Origin of the sequence: Paraburkholderia nodosa DSM 21604 (genome assembly GCF_000519185.1) — a bacterium.
GTDB lineage: Bacteria > Pseudomonadota > Gammaproteobacteria > Burkholderiales > Burkholderiaceae > Paraburkholderia > Paraburkholderia nodosa.
Window position 1 is genome coordinate 18020 of record NZ_JAFA01000005.1, and the last position, 12485, is coordinate 30504.

Here is a 12485-nt window from a genome sequence, read left to right on the forward strand (position 1 = left end):
TCGTCTTGCGCCGCCGCATCCCTTGTCAGACAAGGGATTTCGGCCGACGCGAGCAGCGTCGGCGGCACTTCCTGCACCCCGGTACAATCGATCCTTTGGCTGGGGTCGCCGGCGCGCACCGTCGCTTTCGAATCGTTGCTGCGCCCGCCCCGCGAGACCCGAACCCCCACGATCCCCGCATGAAAGTCACGCTGATTCCCGTCACGCCGTTCCAGCAAAACTGCTCGCTGCTCGTCGATGAAACGACGAACCGCGCCGCCGTCGTCGATCCGGGCGGCGACCTCGAACGCATCGAAGCCGAGATCGAGCGTCAGGGCGTGCAGCTGGAAAAGGTGCTGCTCACCCATGGCCACCTCGACCACTGCGCCGGCGCGAAGGCGCTCGCCACGAAGTTCGGCGTGCCGATCGAAGGCCCGCAGGAAGACGAGCGCTTCTGGATCGACCAGTTGCCGCAGCAGAGCGTGCGCTTCGGCTTCGGCCACGCCGAAGCGTTCGAGCCCACGCGCTGGCTTCACGACGGCGACACGGTGCGCTTCGGCAGCGAGGAACTCGAGGTCTATCACTGCCCCGGGCACACGCCGGGCCACGTAATCTTCTTCAGCCGCAAGCACCGGGTCGCCACGGTCGGCGACGTGCTGTTCGCGGGTTCGATCGGCCGCACGGACTTTCCGCGCGGCAATCATGCGGACCTGATCCGTTCGATCCGCGAAAAGCTCTGGCCGCTGGGCGACGACATCACGTTCGTGCCGGGCCATGGCCCGGTTTCGACATTCGGCGAGGAGCGCCGCTCCAACCCCTACGTCGCAGATGGCGTACCTGGATGAGAGTGAAAAGTACGATGAATCAAGCCGCTATTGAGGAGATTTACGTCAGCACCGACGTCGAGGCCGATGGTCCCATTCCCGGCCCGCATTCGATGCTGAGTTTCGCTTCGGCGGCGTACACCGCCGACAAGCGTTTGATCGCCACGTTCTCGGCCAATCTCGAGATGCTCGAAGGCGCGGCGCCGCATCCGGTGCAGGCCGCCTGGTGGGAGACGCAGCCCGAGGCCTGGGCCGCGTGCCGCAAGGATCTGCAAGACCCGGCGGCGGCGCTCGTCGCCTATGTCGAATGGGTGGAGGCGCTGCCCGGCAAGCCGGTGTTCGTGGCAATGCCGGCGGGCTTCGATTTCACCTTCATGTTCTGGTACATGATGCGCTTCGCCGGGCGTTGCCCGTTCTCGTGGTCGGCGCTCGACATCAAGACGCTCGCCTTCGCGATGACGGGCCTGCCGTACCGCAAGTGCATCAAGCCACGCTTTCCGAAGCACTGGTTCGACGATCATCCGCACACGCACGTCGCCCTTGACGACGCGATCGAGCAAGGCGCCCTCTTCTGCAACATGCTGGCCGACTTGCGCGCGCAGCAAGCCGCGCTCGCTGCTGATGGGGACGACTCAGGGCAAAACGCCGCGAGCACTCCGGCAAATTAGGTAATCTCCCTCATCACCTGCGCTTCGCATTGCGTTCTCTTCTCCTGGCCTCTAACATTCAGGAATACAGCGACGCAATGGAGGCGCAGTTGACACTCGATACGTTCTCTCAGAAGATCCTGCGCCTGCTGCAGCTCGACGCGCGCCGTTCGGTCCAGGAAATCTCCGACCAGGTGGGGCTCTCCAGCACCCCTTGCTGGCGCCGCATCAAGGACATGGAACAGTCGGGCGTGATCCAGCGCTACACGGCGCTGCTCGATCGCGAAAAGCTTGGCCTGCATGTCTGCGCACTCGCGCATATCCATCTCACGCGCCACACCGAAGGCGGCGTCGAAGCCTTCGAACGCGAGATCGCCACCTGCCCCGAAGTCACCGAGTGTTACAGCACCACGGGCGAATCGGATTACATCCTCAAGATCGTTGCGCCCGACATCAAGGCCTACGACGCCTTCCTGCACGAGCGCATCTTCCGCATTCCCGCGGTGGCGCAGGTGCGCACGAGCGTCGTGCTGCGGGAAATCAAGTTCGATACGCAATTGCCGCTGTGAAGCCGGCATAGCGCGGCGGCTTCTCTGCCGCGCTATGCGCCTTCCAGCCGCACGGCGCGATTCAATGTGCCTCGCGCGGTTTGTCGTGCACGGCCAGTGAGCCATGCGCATCGAGCGGCTGCATGACGTCGAGCTTGCTCGCGCCAAGGCGGGCGCGCAGCGCTTCCAGGTCCACGGAGGCCGCGCGGCGCGCGTCGTCCGCCGCGGCCAGCACCACCTGAATCTCCAGCCCCGTGCTCAAGTAGTGCAGCGTGATGCCTTCGACATGCACGTCATGCTCCGCCAGCGCGTTTCGCAGGCGTTCCGCCACGTCGTCGCGCGCGGGCAGGTTGGCTACGGACCGCACGTGCATGTCGTCTTCGGGATCGACGTGAATCAGCGCGTCGAGCACGCGTGAATCGGTGAGCAGGCGAGCGCGCGCCGTCTCCGCGATGTAGTGCCCTTCCGAAACCGAAATCAGCGGATCGACGAGGATGTGCGCATCCACGAGCGCGAGGTCGCCGGTCTTGCGCGTGCGCATCTCGTGCACGTCGAGCACGCCCGGCGTGTCCATCAGCAGCGCGCGCAGGTCCGCGGCGGCGGCTTCGTCGAGCGCGCGGTCGGAGAGGTCCTGCAGCGCGTCCCAGCCGAACACCCAGCCCATGCGCGCGACCATGAAGCCGACAATGGCCGCCGCGATCGGATCGAGCAGTCGCACGCCCGCGAGGCTGCCCACGATGCCGATCGCCACGACGAGCGACGACGCCGCGTCCGAACGCGCATGCCACGCATTGGCGATCAGCATGGCCGAGCGCACGCGCTGCGCCTCGCGCAGCATGTAGCGGAAGAGCCCTTCCTTGGAAACCAGCACGAGGAGCGCCACGACCAGCGCGCTCACGTGCAGCGCCGGAATATCGCCGAGATTCATGATGCGCGTGCCGGCGCGCACCAGCATGCCGACGCCCACCGCAATCAATAATGCGCCGAGGAATAACGACGCGACCGTCTCATAACGGCTGTGGCCGTAGTTATGATCGGCGTCCGGCTTTGCACCGCTATGCCGGTTGGCCAGCAGCACGACGAAGTCGGAAACGATATCGGCCAGTGAATGCACGCCATCGGCGATCAACGCCTGCGAATGCGCAAGCACGCCGATGACGATTTGCAGCACCACCAGCACACTATTGACGGCAACGCTGACCCACGTCGTGCGGCGCGCGACCTCGTGTTTATCTGATAACGGCGGGGCGGAGGAGGAAGTCATGCGCGGCGCGAGAGCAAATTAGGGAATAACCGCGATTGTAGCTAGCGTGTGCGTCGATTTTATGGATACCCCTAAAAATCTCTTTTAAATCAGATGCCTACAATACCAGGAAGCATTCGCATTCATGCCGCGGACACGGCTCGATCCAATCGCGCGTGGCGCAGAAAATCAAAAAGCCGCGCGTCCCCGGACTGCGCGGCTTCTTGTTTTCGAGAATCGGGAGATACCTCGCCCGACTCCGCTCCTGCTTTCACTCATGCGCAGCGCGTTCAAACGCGCCGCTGACAAGTTGATTTACTTCTGGATCAGAAAACGATCGCGGTCTTGACCGGCGATCCAGCGCGGCGGCTTGCCGCGGCCCGACCAGGTGCTGCCGCTGTCGGGATCGCGGTATTTCGGCGCGACGCTCGCACGCGAACGGCTGGCTGCCTTCGCGGCTTTGGCGCTGGCGCGGCCGCCACCGAGTTCTGCCAGGGTAATGCCGTAGTCGGACATTTTCTGCTTGATTTCGTCGAGGACCTCGGCATATTCGCGAGCCTTCGCCTCTTCAATCTGCTTTTCCAGCTTTTCTCGCTGAGCGAGGAGTTCCTTGTAGGAAGACATAGGTGCCCTTGTGGTTTGATCTTAATGGCTACTGATCTCGCGCCAGTATGCCGATTGATAGATGCGTGCCTCGGAAATCGGTGGCGAGATTAACACAGATTTGAATGTCGGGATGCGTGTAAGCAATAAAAATAATTAAAGCCAGATTTCCAATCCACGGCCTTCCTGCAAGCGTCTAACTCATTGTCATTTCGTGCAAATCGGTATTTTTACTAAATCCTGCTTTTGCCAGATAAATCCACGTCTCATAATTAGCAGCGGATGAAAATTAAATGCGTTGAAATACGTCAAACATTTCATCGCATGACAACTTTGCACCAATCAACGGGGACAGAAACCGGTTGCTGCGAAGCAGCATGAGACGACACGCTATATAGAACGGCGGATAACGCCCGCGTGGGCAGAAAATCCCGTCATTGCGTATGGCGCTCAATGCAGTCTGCTAGCGCCGCATGCAAGGATTGCAAATCTGGCTGCGGCGCATCGAAAACGAAGCGCGTGCGGGCGCCGTCGATCACGAGATCGGCGCCGTAGCGATCCACGCCCGCGAGATCCAGTCCGGCGCGGCGCGCGGCGTGCGTTTCGAAAAAGCGGATCAGCGTGGTTTCTTCGGCGGGAGCGAGCGGCGCCAGCGTGTCGAGGTCGGCGCCGTCCATCCAGCCCATCGCGCCAAAGCCGCCGATATAGCGCAGCCGCTCGACGTGCATGGCCCAGAAGGTGAAGTCGCCGAGCGCGAGATAACGCTCGGCGTCCGGGTGATAGCGCACGTAGCGCCGCGCCAGCGCCTCGTTCGCTGAGTGGGCCGCCGCCTCGACCGGCTCGAAGCGGCCGAGCAGCGTGGCGCGCGGGGCGTTCAGCACGTCGGCGTCGCTTGCGTGCGCGACGAGAAAGCCCGCGCGCGGGTCGTCGAGCAGATTGCGCGTGTGCTCGGCCAGGCGGCTCACCAGGATCACCGGGCGGTGCCGCGCGTCGGGCGCGAACGGCAGCAGCGTGGGGTACGGGAAACCGCGCGGCTCGCACGAGTGCGTGGCGAGCGTACCGGTGGGCGCCTGGTGCAGCAGATGCAGCGGGGCGTGGGCGGGAATCTTCAAGGGCGCGTCCTCGAGCGATGGATCCTGCCGATATTAGAGCAGCTGGCCCGGCGAATGCGCTGCGACAGGCCAGTCGCACCTTCGTTAGAATCATCGTTTGCTTTCAGGCGCCTTCCTGGTCCCTTCTCTTCCTTCTGCCCGGAATTCCCGTGTCCGACCGACCGACCGATCCCGCCCTCGCCGTGGCGAGCCCAGCCGCCCACCATCGGGCGCTGCCCGCCGCCACGCGCCATCGCGCGCGCATCGCGACCATGGCGCTCTTTTTCGTCGCCGGCATGATGTACGCGTCGTGGGGCGTGCACGTGCCCACCGTACGCGACAAGTTCCATCTGAGCCCGGCGCTGCTCTCGTATGCGCTGTTCGCGGTCGCGGGCGGCTCGATCGCCGCGATGACGACCATCGGCGGCTGGATCGCGCGCGTGGGCTCGCGCCGCGCCTGCCTCACCGGCGGCCTGACGATGTCCGTGTGCGGCGCGCTGATCCTGGTGGTGCCTTATTACTGGATGCTGATCGTCGTGCTCGCCTTTTTCGGCGTGGGCATGGCCACGCTCGACGTCGCCATGAACGCCGAAGCGAGCGCCGTGGAAGAAGCCGTCGCCAAGCCGATCATGTCGGGGCTGCACGGCATGTTCAGCCTGGGCGGCATGGCGGGCGCGGCGATTGGCGGCGCGCTGCTCGCGCGCGGCATGGCGCCGGCGCTGCATCTCTTTCTCGCGTCGGCGCTGGCGGCGCTCGTGCTGTTCGTCTCGTGCCCGGCCGTGCTGCCGCACGTGCCGCACGCCACGCACGGCGAGCACGCGAAAACCGGCAACCGCTGGCGCACGCCCGCGCTGTGGGCGCTCGGCGCCATCGCGCTCATCGCCCTGATCGCGGAAGGCGCGATGTACGACTGGGCCACGGTCTACATGCGCGACGTCGTGCTCTCCACGCCGGCGCTCGCGAGCGCGGCCTACGCGGCGTTCTCGGGCGGCATGGCCGCGGCGCGCTTCGCCGGTGACGCCGTGCGCGCGCGCTTTGGCGCGCCCCAGCTCGTGATGGCGAGCGCCTCGCTCGCGTGCGCGGGCATGATCGGCGCGCTGCTGCTGCCGTACTCGTTCACCGCGCTCACGGGCTTCACGCTGATGGGTCTCGGCCTCGCCAACATGATGCCGGTGCTGTTCGCGGCCGCCGCGCGCGTGAAAGGCATCCACGCGGCCGAAGGGCTCGCGCACGTCGCGGGCATCGCCTATTTCGGCTTGCTGTTCGGGCCGGTGGTGATCGGCGGCATCACGCAGGTGACCAACCTCACGGTCGGGCTCGCCGTGGTGGCGTTGTGCGCGGCGCTCGTGGCGTTTGCGGGGCCGAAGGTGTTGCGGCGGTTGGGAATCTAAAAGCGCATCGAATACTGCGTCGCTCGCAACCTCAAAAAAAAGCCCGAAGGCCCAGTTCTAAACTGAGCCGCGGGCTTTTCCAATCGCGTGAGCGAAATCGCTAAGCGCGATTTACATCTTCACGACGTCGAGCAGCGACTTCTTGCCCGACTTGTAGTTGTACAGCGAAATCACGCCGTGCTTGAGGTCGCCCTTCGAATCGAAGGTCGTCTCGCCAATCACGCCCTTGTAGTCCGTCGTCGGCATTTCGGCGAGGATCTTTGCCGGATCCGTCGAGTTCGCACGCTTCATTGCATCGACGATGATGTACACAGCGTCATACGTGAACGGTGCGTAGATCTGGATCGGCTGGCCGAAGCGCTTCTCGAACTTGGTTTCGAATTCCTTGCCGCCCGGCATCTTTTCGAGCGCCATGCCCGCTTCCGAACACACGATGTTGTCGGTCGCGTCGCCGGCGAGGTCCGCCAGCTTGTCGGTACAGACGCCGTCACCCGCGAGCACCTTCGCGCGCAGGCCAAGCTGCTTGGCTTGCTTCGCGAACGGGCCGCCAGTGGCGTCCATGCCGCCGTACATGATCGCGTCGGGGTTTTCGCCCTTGATCTTCGTCAGAATGGCGCGGAAGTCCACGGCCTTGTCGTTCGTCGCGTCATGCGACAGCACGTTCATGCCGAGCGACTTGGCGGTCTTCTCGAATTCGTTCGCGAGACCCTGGCCATAAGCCGTCGAGTCGTCGACCACGGCAACGGTCTTGACCTTCAGGTTCTTCGCCGCGTAGTTCGCGAGCGCCGGGCCCTGCTGGGCGTCGGTCGCCACGACACGGTAGGTCGTCTTGAAGCCTTGTTGCGTGTAGGCCGGGTTCGTGGCCGACGGCGAGATCTGCAGGATGCCTGCATCGCTGTAGATCTTCGACGCCGGGATCGACGTGCCCGAGTTCAGGTGGCCGACGACGGCAACGACCTTGTCGTCGACGAGCTTCTGCGCGACCTGGGTGGCCGTGCGCGGGTCAGCTGCGTCGTCTTGTGCGTCGAGCACGAGCGTGACCTTCTGGCCGCCGATCACGAGGCCCTTCGCGTTGATCTCTTCGACTGCGAGACGTGCACCGTTTTCGTTGTCTTTACCGAGGTGCGCAATCCCACCCGTGAGCGGCGCGACGTGGCCAATCTTGACCGTAACGTCTGCGCTCGCTGCCGTTGCGAACGACGCGAACATAATGGCCGCAGCGCTGATCGGCAACAGCTTGTGAAGCTTGATAGTCATGTAAGTCTCCAGTTTCGAACCCAAAAGCTACGTAATCGCCCAGTGCTCCCGCGCCCCGAACGTGTCGCTCCCCGTGCGGACGACCACGCAGGATGCATCCTTGATGCACCTGGCCAGTATGGCGAATGGCCCGTTCATGGCGGGCCGCCCATCCATACTTGCGCGCAAGTGTAGGTGATCAAATTAATTTGGGGGACTTTTTTCAGATATTGGTGCGAGTACCAATATGCGTGCTGCAAGAACAGTTCGAAACCCTGATCAATCGGCCGCAAGCCTTATGTAATAAGGCATCCCGACTTTGGATCCAATTACTGGGATATTCCCTGAGGGGTCCCGAGCGAATCGTTTTTGAGTTTATTTGACGGGAGTTATTGGTGTGTTAGCGCAGGCGTTCCGGGAATACACCAGGGAGCGTCGCGACCATATGAAAATCCCTCGCATTCGCGATAACGTTTGCGAGTCGCGCGGCTGTTGAGCACGCGCTTTTTTTGCGCGTGCCGGTTCAAGTAAGCATTCGATTAATTTCGGACGCCGATGCGTTGCAGACTCGCATCTCATGCGGCCGCGTGCCTCACGCGTCGTGACTGAGTTGGCCGGGTAGTTTGCTGAGTAGTTGGCCGAGAAGTTTGCTGAGAAGCGCGCGCCATTCGGCATCGAGCGCTGCGACGATTTGCGCTGCGCCGAGACCTGCCTCGCGCGTGCGCGAAAGCGGTGCGCCCTGCCCCGACCACAACGAAAGATAATCGCCGTCGTTCTCGCGCGCCGCGTGCTGCCGCAACGGCTGCGTGAGCGCGTTCTGCACGGGGTACGGCGCGACCGCCTCGGGACGCGCCTCGAGTTGCTGCATCAGCGGATTGCGAATGCCGCGCGCGTGGCGCCCGGTGATTGCGCGCGTGACCGAGGTCGCGGTATCCGTCGACGCACGCAACCGCGCCTTCCAGTCGGCGGGAATCGCACTTTCCGCGCAGCCGAGAAACGCGGTGCCCATCTGCACGCCTTGCGCGCCCAGCGCGAGCGCCGCGACGATGCCGCGCCCGTCCATGATGCCGCCCGCCGCCAGCACCGGCAGGCCGCTTGCACCGGGTACAGCGACTGCATCCACGAGTTGCGGCACCAGCGCCATCGTGCCGACGAGCGCGTGCGGCGCCTCGCCGATGAACGTGCCGCGGTGCCCGCCCGCTTCGGCGCCTTGCGCGACGATCGCATCCGCACCCGCGTCGCGCCACGCGAGGGCTTCGGCCACGTGCGTGGCCGTACCCATCACGTAGCTGCCCGCCGCGTGCAGGCGCGCAACATCGGCGTTGGGCAAGAGGCCGAACGTGAAGCTCACCACCGGCACGCGCAGCTCGATCACCATGTCGAGTTGCGCGCGAAAGTCAGGCGCGTAACGTGCGAGCGCCTCAGCGGGCGGCAGGCCGAACTGCGCCGCCACCGGATCGATGGCTTCGAGCGCGCGGCGCACAGTGGCGTCGTCGGGATGCGCGGGGTCGAGCACGAACAGATTCACGCCGAAGGGCTGGTCGGTGAGCGCGCGAATCGCGGCGACTTCGCTCGCGATCTTTTCGGGCGCGAGCGCGGCCCCGGCGAGAAAACCGAGCCCGCCCGCGTTGGACACCGCCGCGACGAGCGCGGGTGTCGTCGGGCCGCCCGCCATCGGCCCCTGCACGAGCGGCAGGCGCAAACCGAAGCGGCGGCTGAACGGCGTGGAAAAGTCGGGCGACGTGCGCAACGCGGGAGCAGAACTCATGAGGCGATCCTTGTATGGCTGAATGAGCGATGACGGTACAAATCGCTACCGACTCTAGCCAAAGCCCTCGTGCCCGAAAAATGAATAATCGAGATCATTACGATCCGCTTGCGAGAACGAGTTTTCGGTGGCGTGCGCTGCAGAGAGTCAAGGGCCTATGGCAAACTGGCTCCCCGATTTCGCGACGCGCCGCGGGCAGTGTGCGAGCCGCCTGCCAGCCCACTGCGGCGCGTCGCATGACTCATTGATGAAGACGGAGAAACAACATGAGCGTTTCGACCCAATGGATCGACATTCCCGCCGGCAATGACAGCTTCGGCGCGTACCTCGCGCTGCCCAAGGGCGGCAAGGGTCCCGGCATCGTCATCCTGCAGGAGATCTTCGGCGTGAACGGGCACATCCGCGACGTCGTCGAGCAATACGCGCTCGACGGCTACGTGGCGATCGCCCCCGACGTGTTCTGGCGCGCGGCCCCGCGCGTCGAGCTCGACTACGTGGGCGCGGACCGCGATCGCGGCATCGCGCTGATGCAGAAGACGGACGTCAACCTCGTGGTCGAGGACATCGCCGCGACGGCGGCCGCGCTGCGCGCGCTGCCCGAGTGCACGGGCAAGGTCGCGGCGATCGGCTACTGCTTCGGCGGGCGTCTTGCCTACCTGGCGGCCGCCGGTGGCTCGGTGGATGCAGCGGTGTCCTACTACGGCGGCGGCATCCAGAATCAGCTCGATCTCGCCGACAAGGTCACCAGGCCGATCCTCTTCCACTACGCCGAACTCGATCACGGCATTCCGCTTTCGGCGGTGGGCCAGGTCAAGGAGCGCTTCGCGGGCCGCCCGAACGCCGAGTTCCACCTGTACCCGAACGCCGATCACGGCTTCAACTGCTCGGTGCGCGGCTCGTACAACCAGCACGCTTCGGCGCTCGCGCACGGCCGCACGCTGAGCTTCCTCGCCGAGCATCTGTAATACCCTGGTCTCGCGGGCGGCGGCGCCTGTTGCGTCGATGCCCGGCTGTCGTTGCGCACGCCTTGATGCATCGATGCGCGCGCAACGACAAACCCGGCGGGCGCGCCGCCCGCTTACACTCCTTGCGTAGCCCGTATCGCTTAAGCCCGGCCCAACCCGACGACGAGGAGTACGCGCCTTGCAGTCCGACTATCTGGAATACGACGCCATCGGCCTCGCCGATCTCGTGCGCCGCCGCGAGGTGAGTGCGCGCGAGTTGCTCGAGACCGCCATCGCCCGCGCGGAAGCCACCAATCCCGCGATCAACGCCATCGTCCTCAAGGACTATGAAGCGGCGCGCGAGCGCGCACGGCGCATCGAGGCGTCCGGCAACGGCGTGAACGCGCTGAGCGAAGGGCCGCTCGCGGGCGTGCCGTTTCTCGTCAAGGATCTCGGCGCGGCGGTGGCCGGGCTGCGCATGACGCTCGGCAGCCGCCATTACCGCCACTACATTCCCACCGCCGACGCGCCCGTGGTCGCGCGTTTTCGCGCCGCGGGCCTGAACATCTTCGGCAAGACGAGCGCCTCGGAACTCGGGCAGATGCCCTACACCGAACCCGAGCTGTTCGGCCCCTGCCGCAACCCGTGGAACCTCGATCACACGCCCGGCGGCTCGAGCGGCGGCGCGGCCGCCTCGGTCGCGGCGGGCATCGTGCCGCTCGCGCATGCGTCCGACGGCGGCGGGTCGATCCGCATCCCGGCGTCGTGCTGCGGACTCTTCGGCTTCAAGCCGTCGCGCGCGTTCCAGCCGGCGTCCGACGTGCCGCCGCCGCCCGGCGCGCTCGGCGTCGATCTCGCGGTGTCGCGCAGCGTGCGTGACAGCGCGCTGATGCTCGACCTGATCGCCGGCGATCCCGCGCTGCCTGCCGGCGCGCCCGGCACCTTCCTCGCCGCCGCGCGCGCGCCGCTCGATGGGTCGAGGCCGCTCGCCATCGCGCTGTTGACCGAGCCGATGTTCGCGGACACGCTCTCGCCGGAAGTACGCGACGCGCTTGACGACGCCGCCGAACTGCTCACGTCGCTCGGCCACCGCGTGGAGCCGTATTCGCTGCCCGTGAACTACGCGCAGGCGCGCGAAGCGTTCCTCATGCTGTGGTCGGTGGTGGCCGAACAGTACGTGCTGCACGCGGACGACATCACCGGCACGAAGCCGCGCCGCCAGGAGTTCGAGATCGCAACGTGGGCCATGGCGCACATCGGCCAGAAGCTCGGCGAGCGCGAGCTGCCCGCGGCGCTCGACGTGCAGCAGCGCATCACGGCGCAACTCGCCGACCTGATGAAGCGCTACGACGTGCTGCTGTGCCCGACGCTCGCGGCGCCGCCGGTGAAAATCGGCGAACTGAAGCCGAGCCAGAGCGAGCGCATCCAGATGCGCGCGGTCACGGCCATGCCGATGGAAGTGCTGATGAGAAAGCTGCTGACCGAAGCCTCGAACAAGGCGTTCGCGTGGGCGGGCTGCACGGAGCTTTTCAACCTGACGGGCCAGCCGTCGATGTCGGTGCCGCTCGCGTGGAACGCACGTGGGCTGCCGATCGGCGTTCAGTTCGCCGCACGCGAGGGCAACGACGCGTTGTTGCTGCGCCTCGCGGCGCAACTGGAGGCGGCGCGCCCGTGGTTCAACCGTCGGCCGCCTTTGCTGCAGGCGCGGCTCTAGCGCGCCTGCGCTTTCATGAACGACGTGCGCGGGCAGCCAGGCGCGTGGGGTCTACGTACTGCGCGCCCGCGCCGATTCATCACGCCTTCTTGTTATAGGCGCTGCACCAGCCCTTGCCCGCGACCTGCTTGCCGCCGAACATCGGGCACGGCGCGAACGCGTCGGTGGCCTTGCCCTGGTAGAACGTGCAGTTGCTGCAGTCCTGGCCGGCCGCGTACTTCGCGAACTTCGCCTTGTCGACCTTGGTCGCGTCGAGCTTGTAGCCGAGCGCCTGGGAGGTGGGATCGGATTCGGCAGCCTTGGGCGCGTCGGCGAAGGCCTGGCGCGAAAGCGCGAGCGTCGAAGCGACGCCGATGCTCGTGATCAGAAAGCTGCGGCGGGACGATTTCATATGACTCACTCCAGTATTGTGGCGATTCGTTCGCTGGGTTTTCGCGCGGCGCCGTGCTGTGGCGCGCGCCGCGCATGCCTCTGAGCCGCTCTGGTGGCGGCGTCGC

The 12485-nt window shown here is 65.4% G+C and carries 12 protein-coding genes; 6 read left to right on the forward strand and 6 right to left on the reverse strand.

Annotation, left to right across the window (positions count from 1 at the left end; all coding sequences use genetic code 11):
- The first annotated feature begins 179 nt into the window (after positions 1-179).
- The 3 genes from A3CW_RS0108325 to A3CW_RS0108335 all read left to right on the forward strand — a co-directional run bounded on the left by A3CW_RS0108325 (position 180) and on the right by A3CW_RS0108335 (position 2019).
- Complete coding sequence (locus A3CW_RS0108325) at positions 180-824, forward strand: MBL fold metallo-hydrolase (protein ID WP_028203149.1); 645 nt, start codon at positions 180-182, stop codon at positions 822-824.
- A gap of 14 nt (positions 825-838) precedes the next feature.
- Positions 839-1471 (forward strand): 3'-5' exonuclease family protein, encoded by a 633-nt coding sequence (locus A3CW_RS0108330; protein WP_028203150.1) that lies wholly within the window; start codon positions 839-841, stop codon positions 1469-1471.
- A gap of 77 nt (positions 1472-1548) precedes the next feature.
- Positions 1549-2019: an Lrp/AsnC family transcriptional regulator gene (locus A3CW_RS0108335; RefSeq protein WP_174479506.1), complete on the forward strand. Its 471-nt coding sequence runs from the start codon at positions 1549-1551 to the stop codon at positions 2017-2019.
- Between the two features lie 61 nt (positions 2020-2080).
- Here A3CW_RS0108335 and A3CW_RS45655 read toward each other — a convergent pair whose 3' ends face one another.
- The 3 genes from A3CW_RS45655 to A3CW_RS0108350 form a co-directional block, all read right to left on the reverse strand.
- Complete coding sequence (locus tag A3CW_RS45655; protein WP_051481324.1) at positions 2081-3262, reverse strand: cation diffusion facilitator family transporter; 1182 nt, start codon at positions 3260-3262, stop codon at positions 2081-2083.
- A 294-nt stretch (positions 3263-3556) separates the two neighbouring features.
- Positions 3557-3865: an H-NS histone family protein gene (locus tag A3CW_RS0108345; RefSeq protein WP_028203151.1), complete on the reverse strand. Its 309-nt coding sequence runs from the start codon at positions 3863-3865 to the stop codon at positions 3557-3559.
- A 413-nt stretch (positions 3866-4278) separates the two neighbouring features.
- Positions 4279-4956 (reverse strand): HugZ family pyridoxamine 5'-phosphate oxidase, encoded by a 678-nt coding sequence (locus A3CW_RS0108350; protein WP_028203152.1) that lies wholly within the window; start codon positions 4954-4956, stop codon positions 4279-4281.
- A 149-nt stretch (positions 4957-5105) separates the two neighbouring features.
- Between A3CW_RS0108350 and A3CW_RS0108355 the strand changes: the two genes are divergently transcribed.
- Positions 5106-6326: an MFS transporter gene (locus A3CW_RS0108355; protein ID WP_028203153.1), complete on the forward strand. Its 1221-nt coding sequence runs from the start codon at positions 5106-5108 to the stop codon at positions 6324-6326.
- 111 nt (positions 6327-6437) lie between these two features.
- On the opposite strand, the gene A3CW_RS0108360 is transcribed toward A3CW_RS0108355, so the two are convergent.
- Together A3CW_RS0108360 and A3CW_RS45660 are read right to left on the reverse strand one after the other, a co-directional pair.
- The gene (locus A3CW_RS0108360) at positions 6438-7583 is read right to left on the reverse strand and encodes a branched-chain amino acid ABC transporter substrate-binding protein (RefSeq protein ID WP_028203154.1); all 1146 of its coding nucleotides are present in this window, start codon (positions 7581-7583) and stop codon (positions 6438-6440) included.
- 571 nt (positions 7584-8154) lie between these two features.
- A complete protein-coding gene (locus A3CW_RS45660; RefSeq protein ID WP_051481325.1) occupies positions 8155-9330 on the reverse strand; it encodes an NAD(P)H-dependent flavin oxidoreductase in 1176 nt (391 codons plus the stop codon).
- Between the two features lie 266 nt (positions 9331-9596).
- Between A3CW_RS45660 and A3CW_RS0108375 the strand changes: the two genes are divergently transcribed.
- Both A3CW_RS0108375 and A3CW_RS0108380 read left to right on the forward strand, forming a co-directional pair.
- Complete coding sequence (locus A3CW_RS0108375; protein WP_028203155.1) at positions 9597-10295, forward strand: dienelactone hydrolase family protein; 699 nt, start codon at positions 9597-9599, stop codon at positions 10293-10295.
- Between the two features lie 178 nt (positions 10296-10473).
- Positions 10474-11988 (forward strand): amidase, encoded by a 1515-nt coding sequence (locus A3CW_RS0108380; protein WP_028203156.1) that lies wholly within the window; start codon positions 10474-10476, stop codon positions 11986-11988.
- Positions 11989-12067: 79 nt separating this feature from the next.
- Here A3CW_RS0108380 and A3CW_RS0108385 read toward each other — a convergent pair whose 3' ends face one another.
- Positions 12068-12379 (reverse strand): high-potential iron-sulfur protein, encoded by a 312-nt coding sequence (locus A3CW_RS0108385; protein ID WP_028203157.1) that lies wholly within the window; start codon positions 12377-12379, stop codon positions 12068-12070.
- Positions 12380-12485 lie beyond the last annotated feature (106 nt).

What these genes read in the sequence shown, in the direction of transcription:
- A3CW_RS0108345 (WP_028203151.1), bottom strand. Translation starts at nt 3,865, where the DNA reads ATGTCTTCCTACAAGGAACTCCTCGCTCAGCGAGAAAAGCTGGAAAAG.
- A3CW_RS0108335 (WP_174479506.1), top strand. Translation starts at nt 1,549, where the DNA reads ATGGAGGCGCAGTTGACACTCGATACGTTCTCTCAGAAGATCCTGCGC.
- A3CW_RS45660 (WP_051481325.1), bottom strand. Translation starts at nt 9,330, where the DNA reads ATGAGTTCTGCTCCCGCGTTGCGCACGTCGCCCGACTTTTCCACGCCG.
- A3CW_RS45655 (WP_051481324.1), bottom strand. Translation starts at nt 3,262, where the DNA reads ATGACTTCCTCCTCCGCCCCGCCGTTATCAGATAAACACGAGGTCGCG.
- A3CW_RS0108330 (WP_028203150.1), top strand. Translation starts at nt 839, where the DNA reads ATGAATCAAGCCGCTATTGAGGAGATTTACGTCAGCACCGACGTCGAG.
- A3CW_RS0108325 (WP_028203149.1), top strand. Translation starts at nt 180, where the DNA reads ATGAAAGTCACGCTGATTCCCGTCACGCCGTTCCAGCAAAACTGCTCG.
- A3CW_RS0108360 (WP_028203154.1), bottom strand. Translation starts at nt 7,583, where the DNA reads ATGACTATCAAGCTTCACAAGCTGTTGCCGATCAGCGCTGCGGCCATT.
- A3CW_RS0108385 (WP_028203157.1), bottom strand. Translation starts at nt 12,379, where the DNA reads ATGAAATCGTCCCGCCGCAGCTTTCTGATCACGAGCATCGGCGTCGCT.
- A3CW_RS0108375 (WP_028203155.1), top strand. Translation starts at nt 9,597, where the DNA reads ATGAGCGTTTCGACCCAATGGATCGACATTCCCGCCGGCAATGACAGC.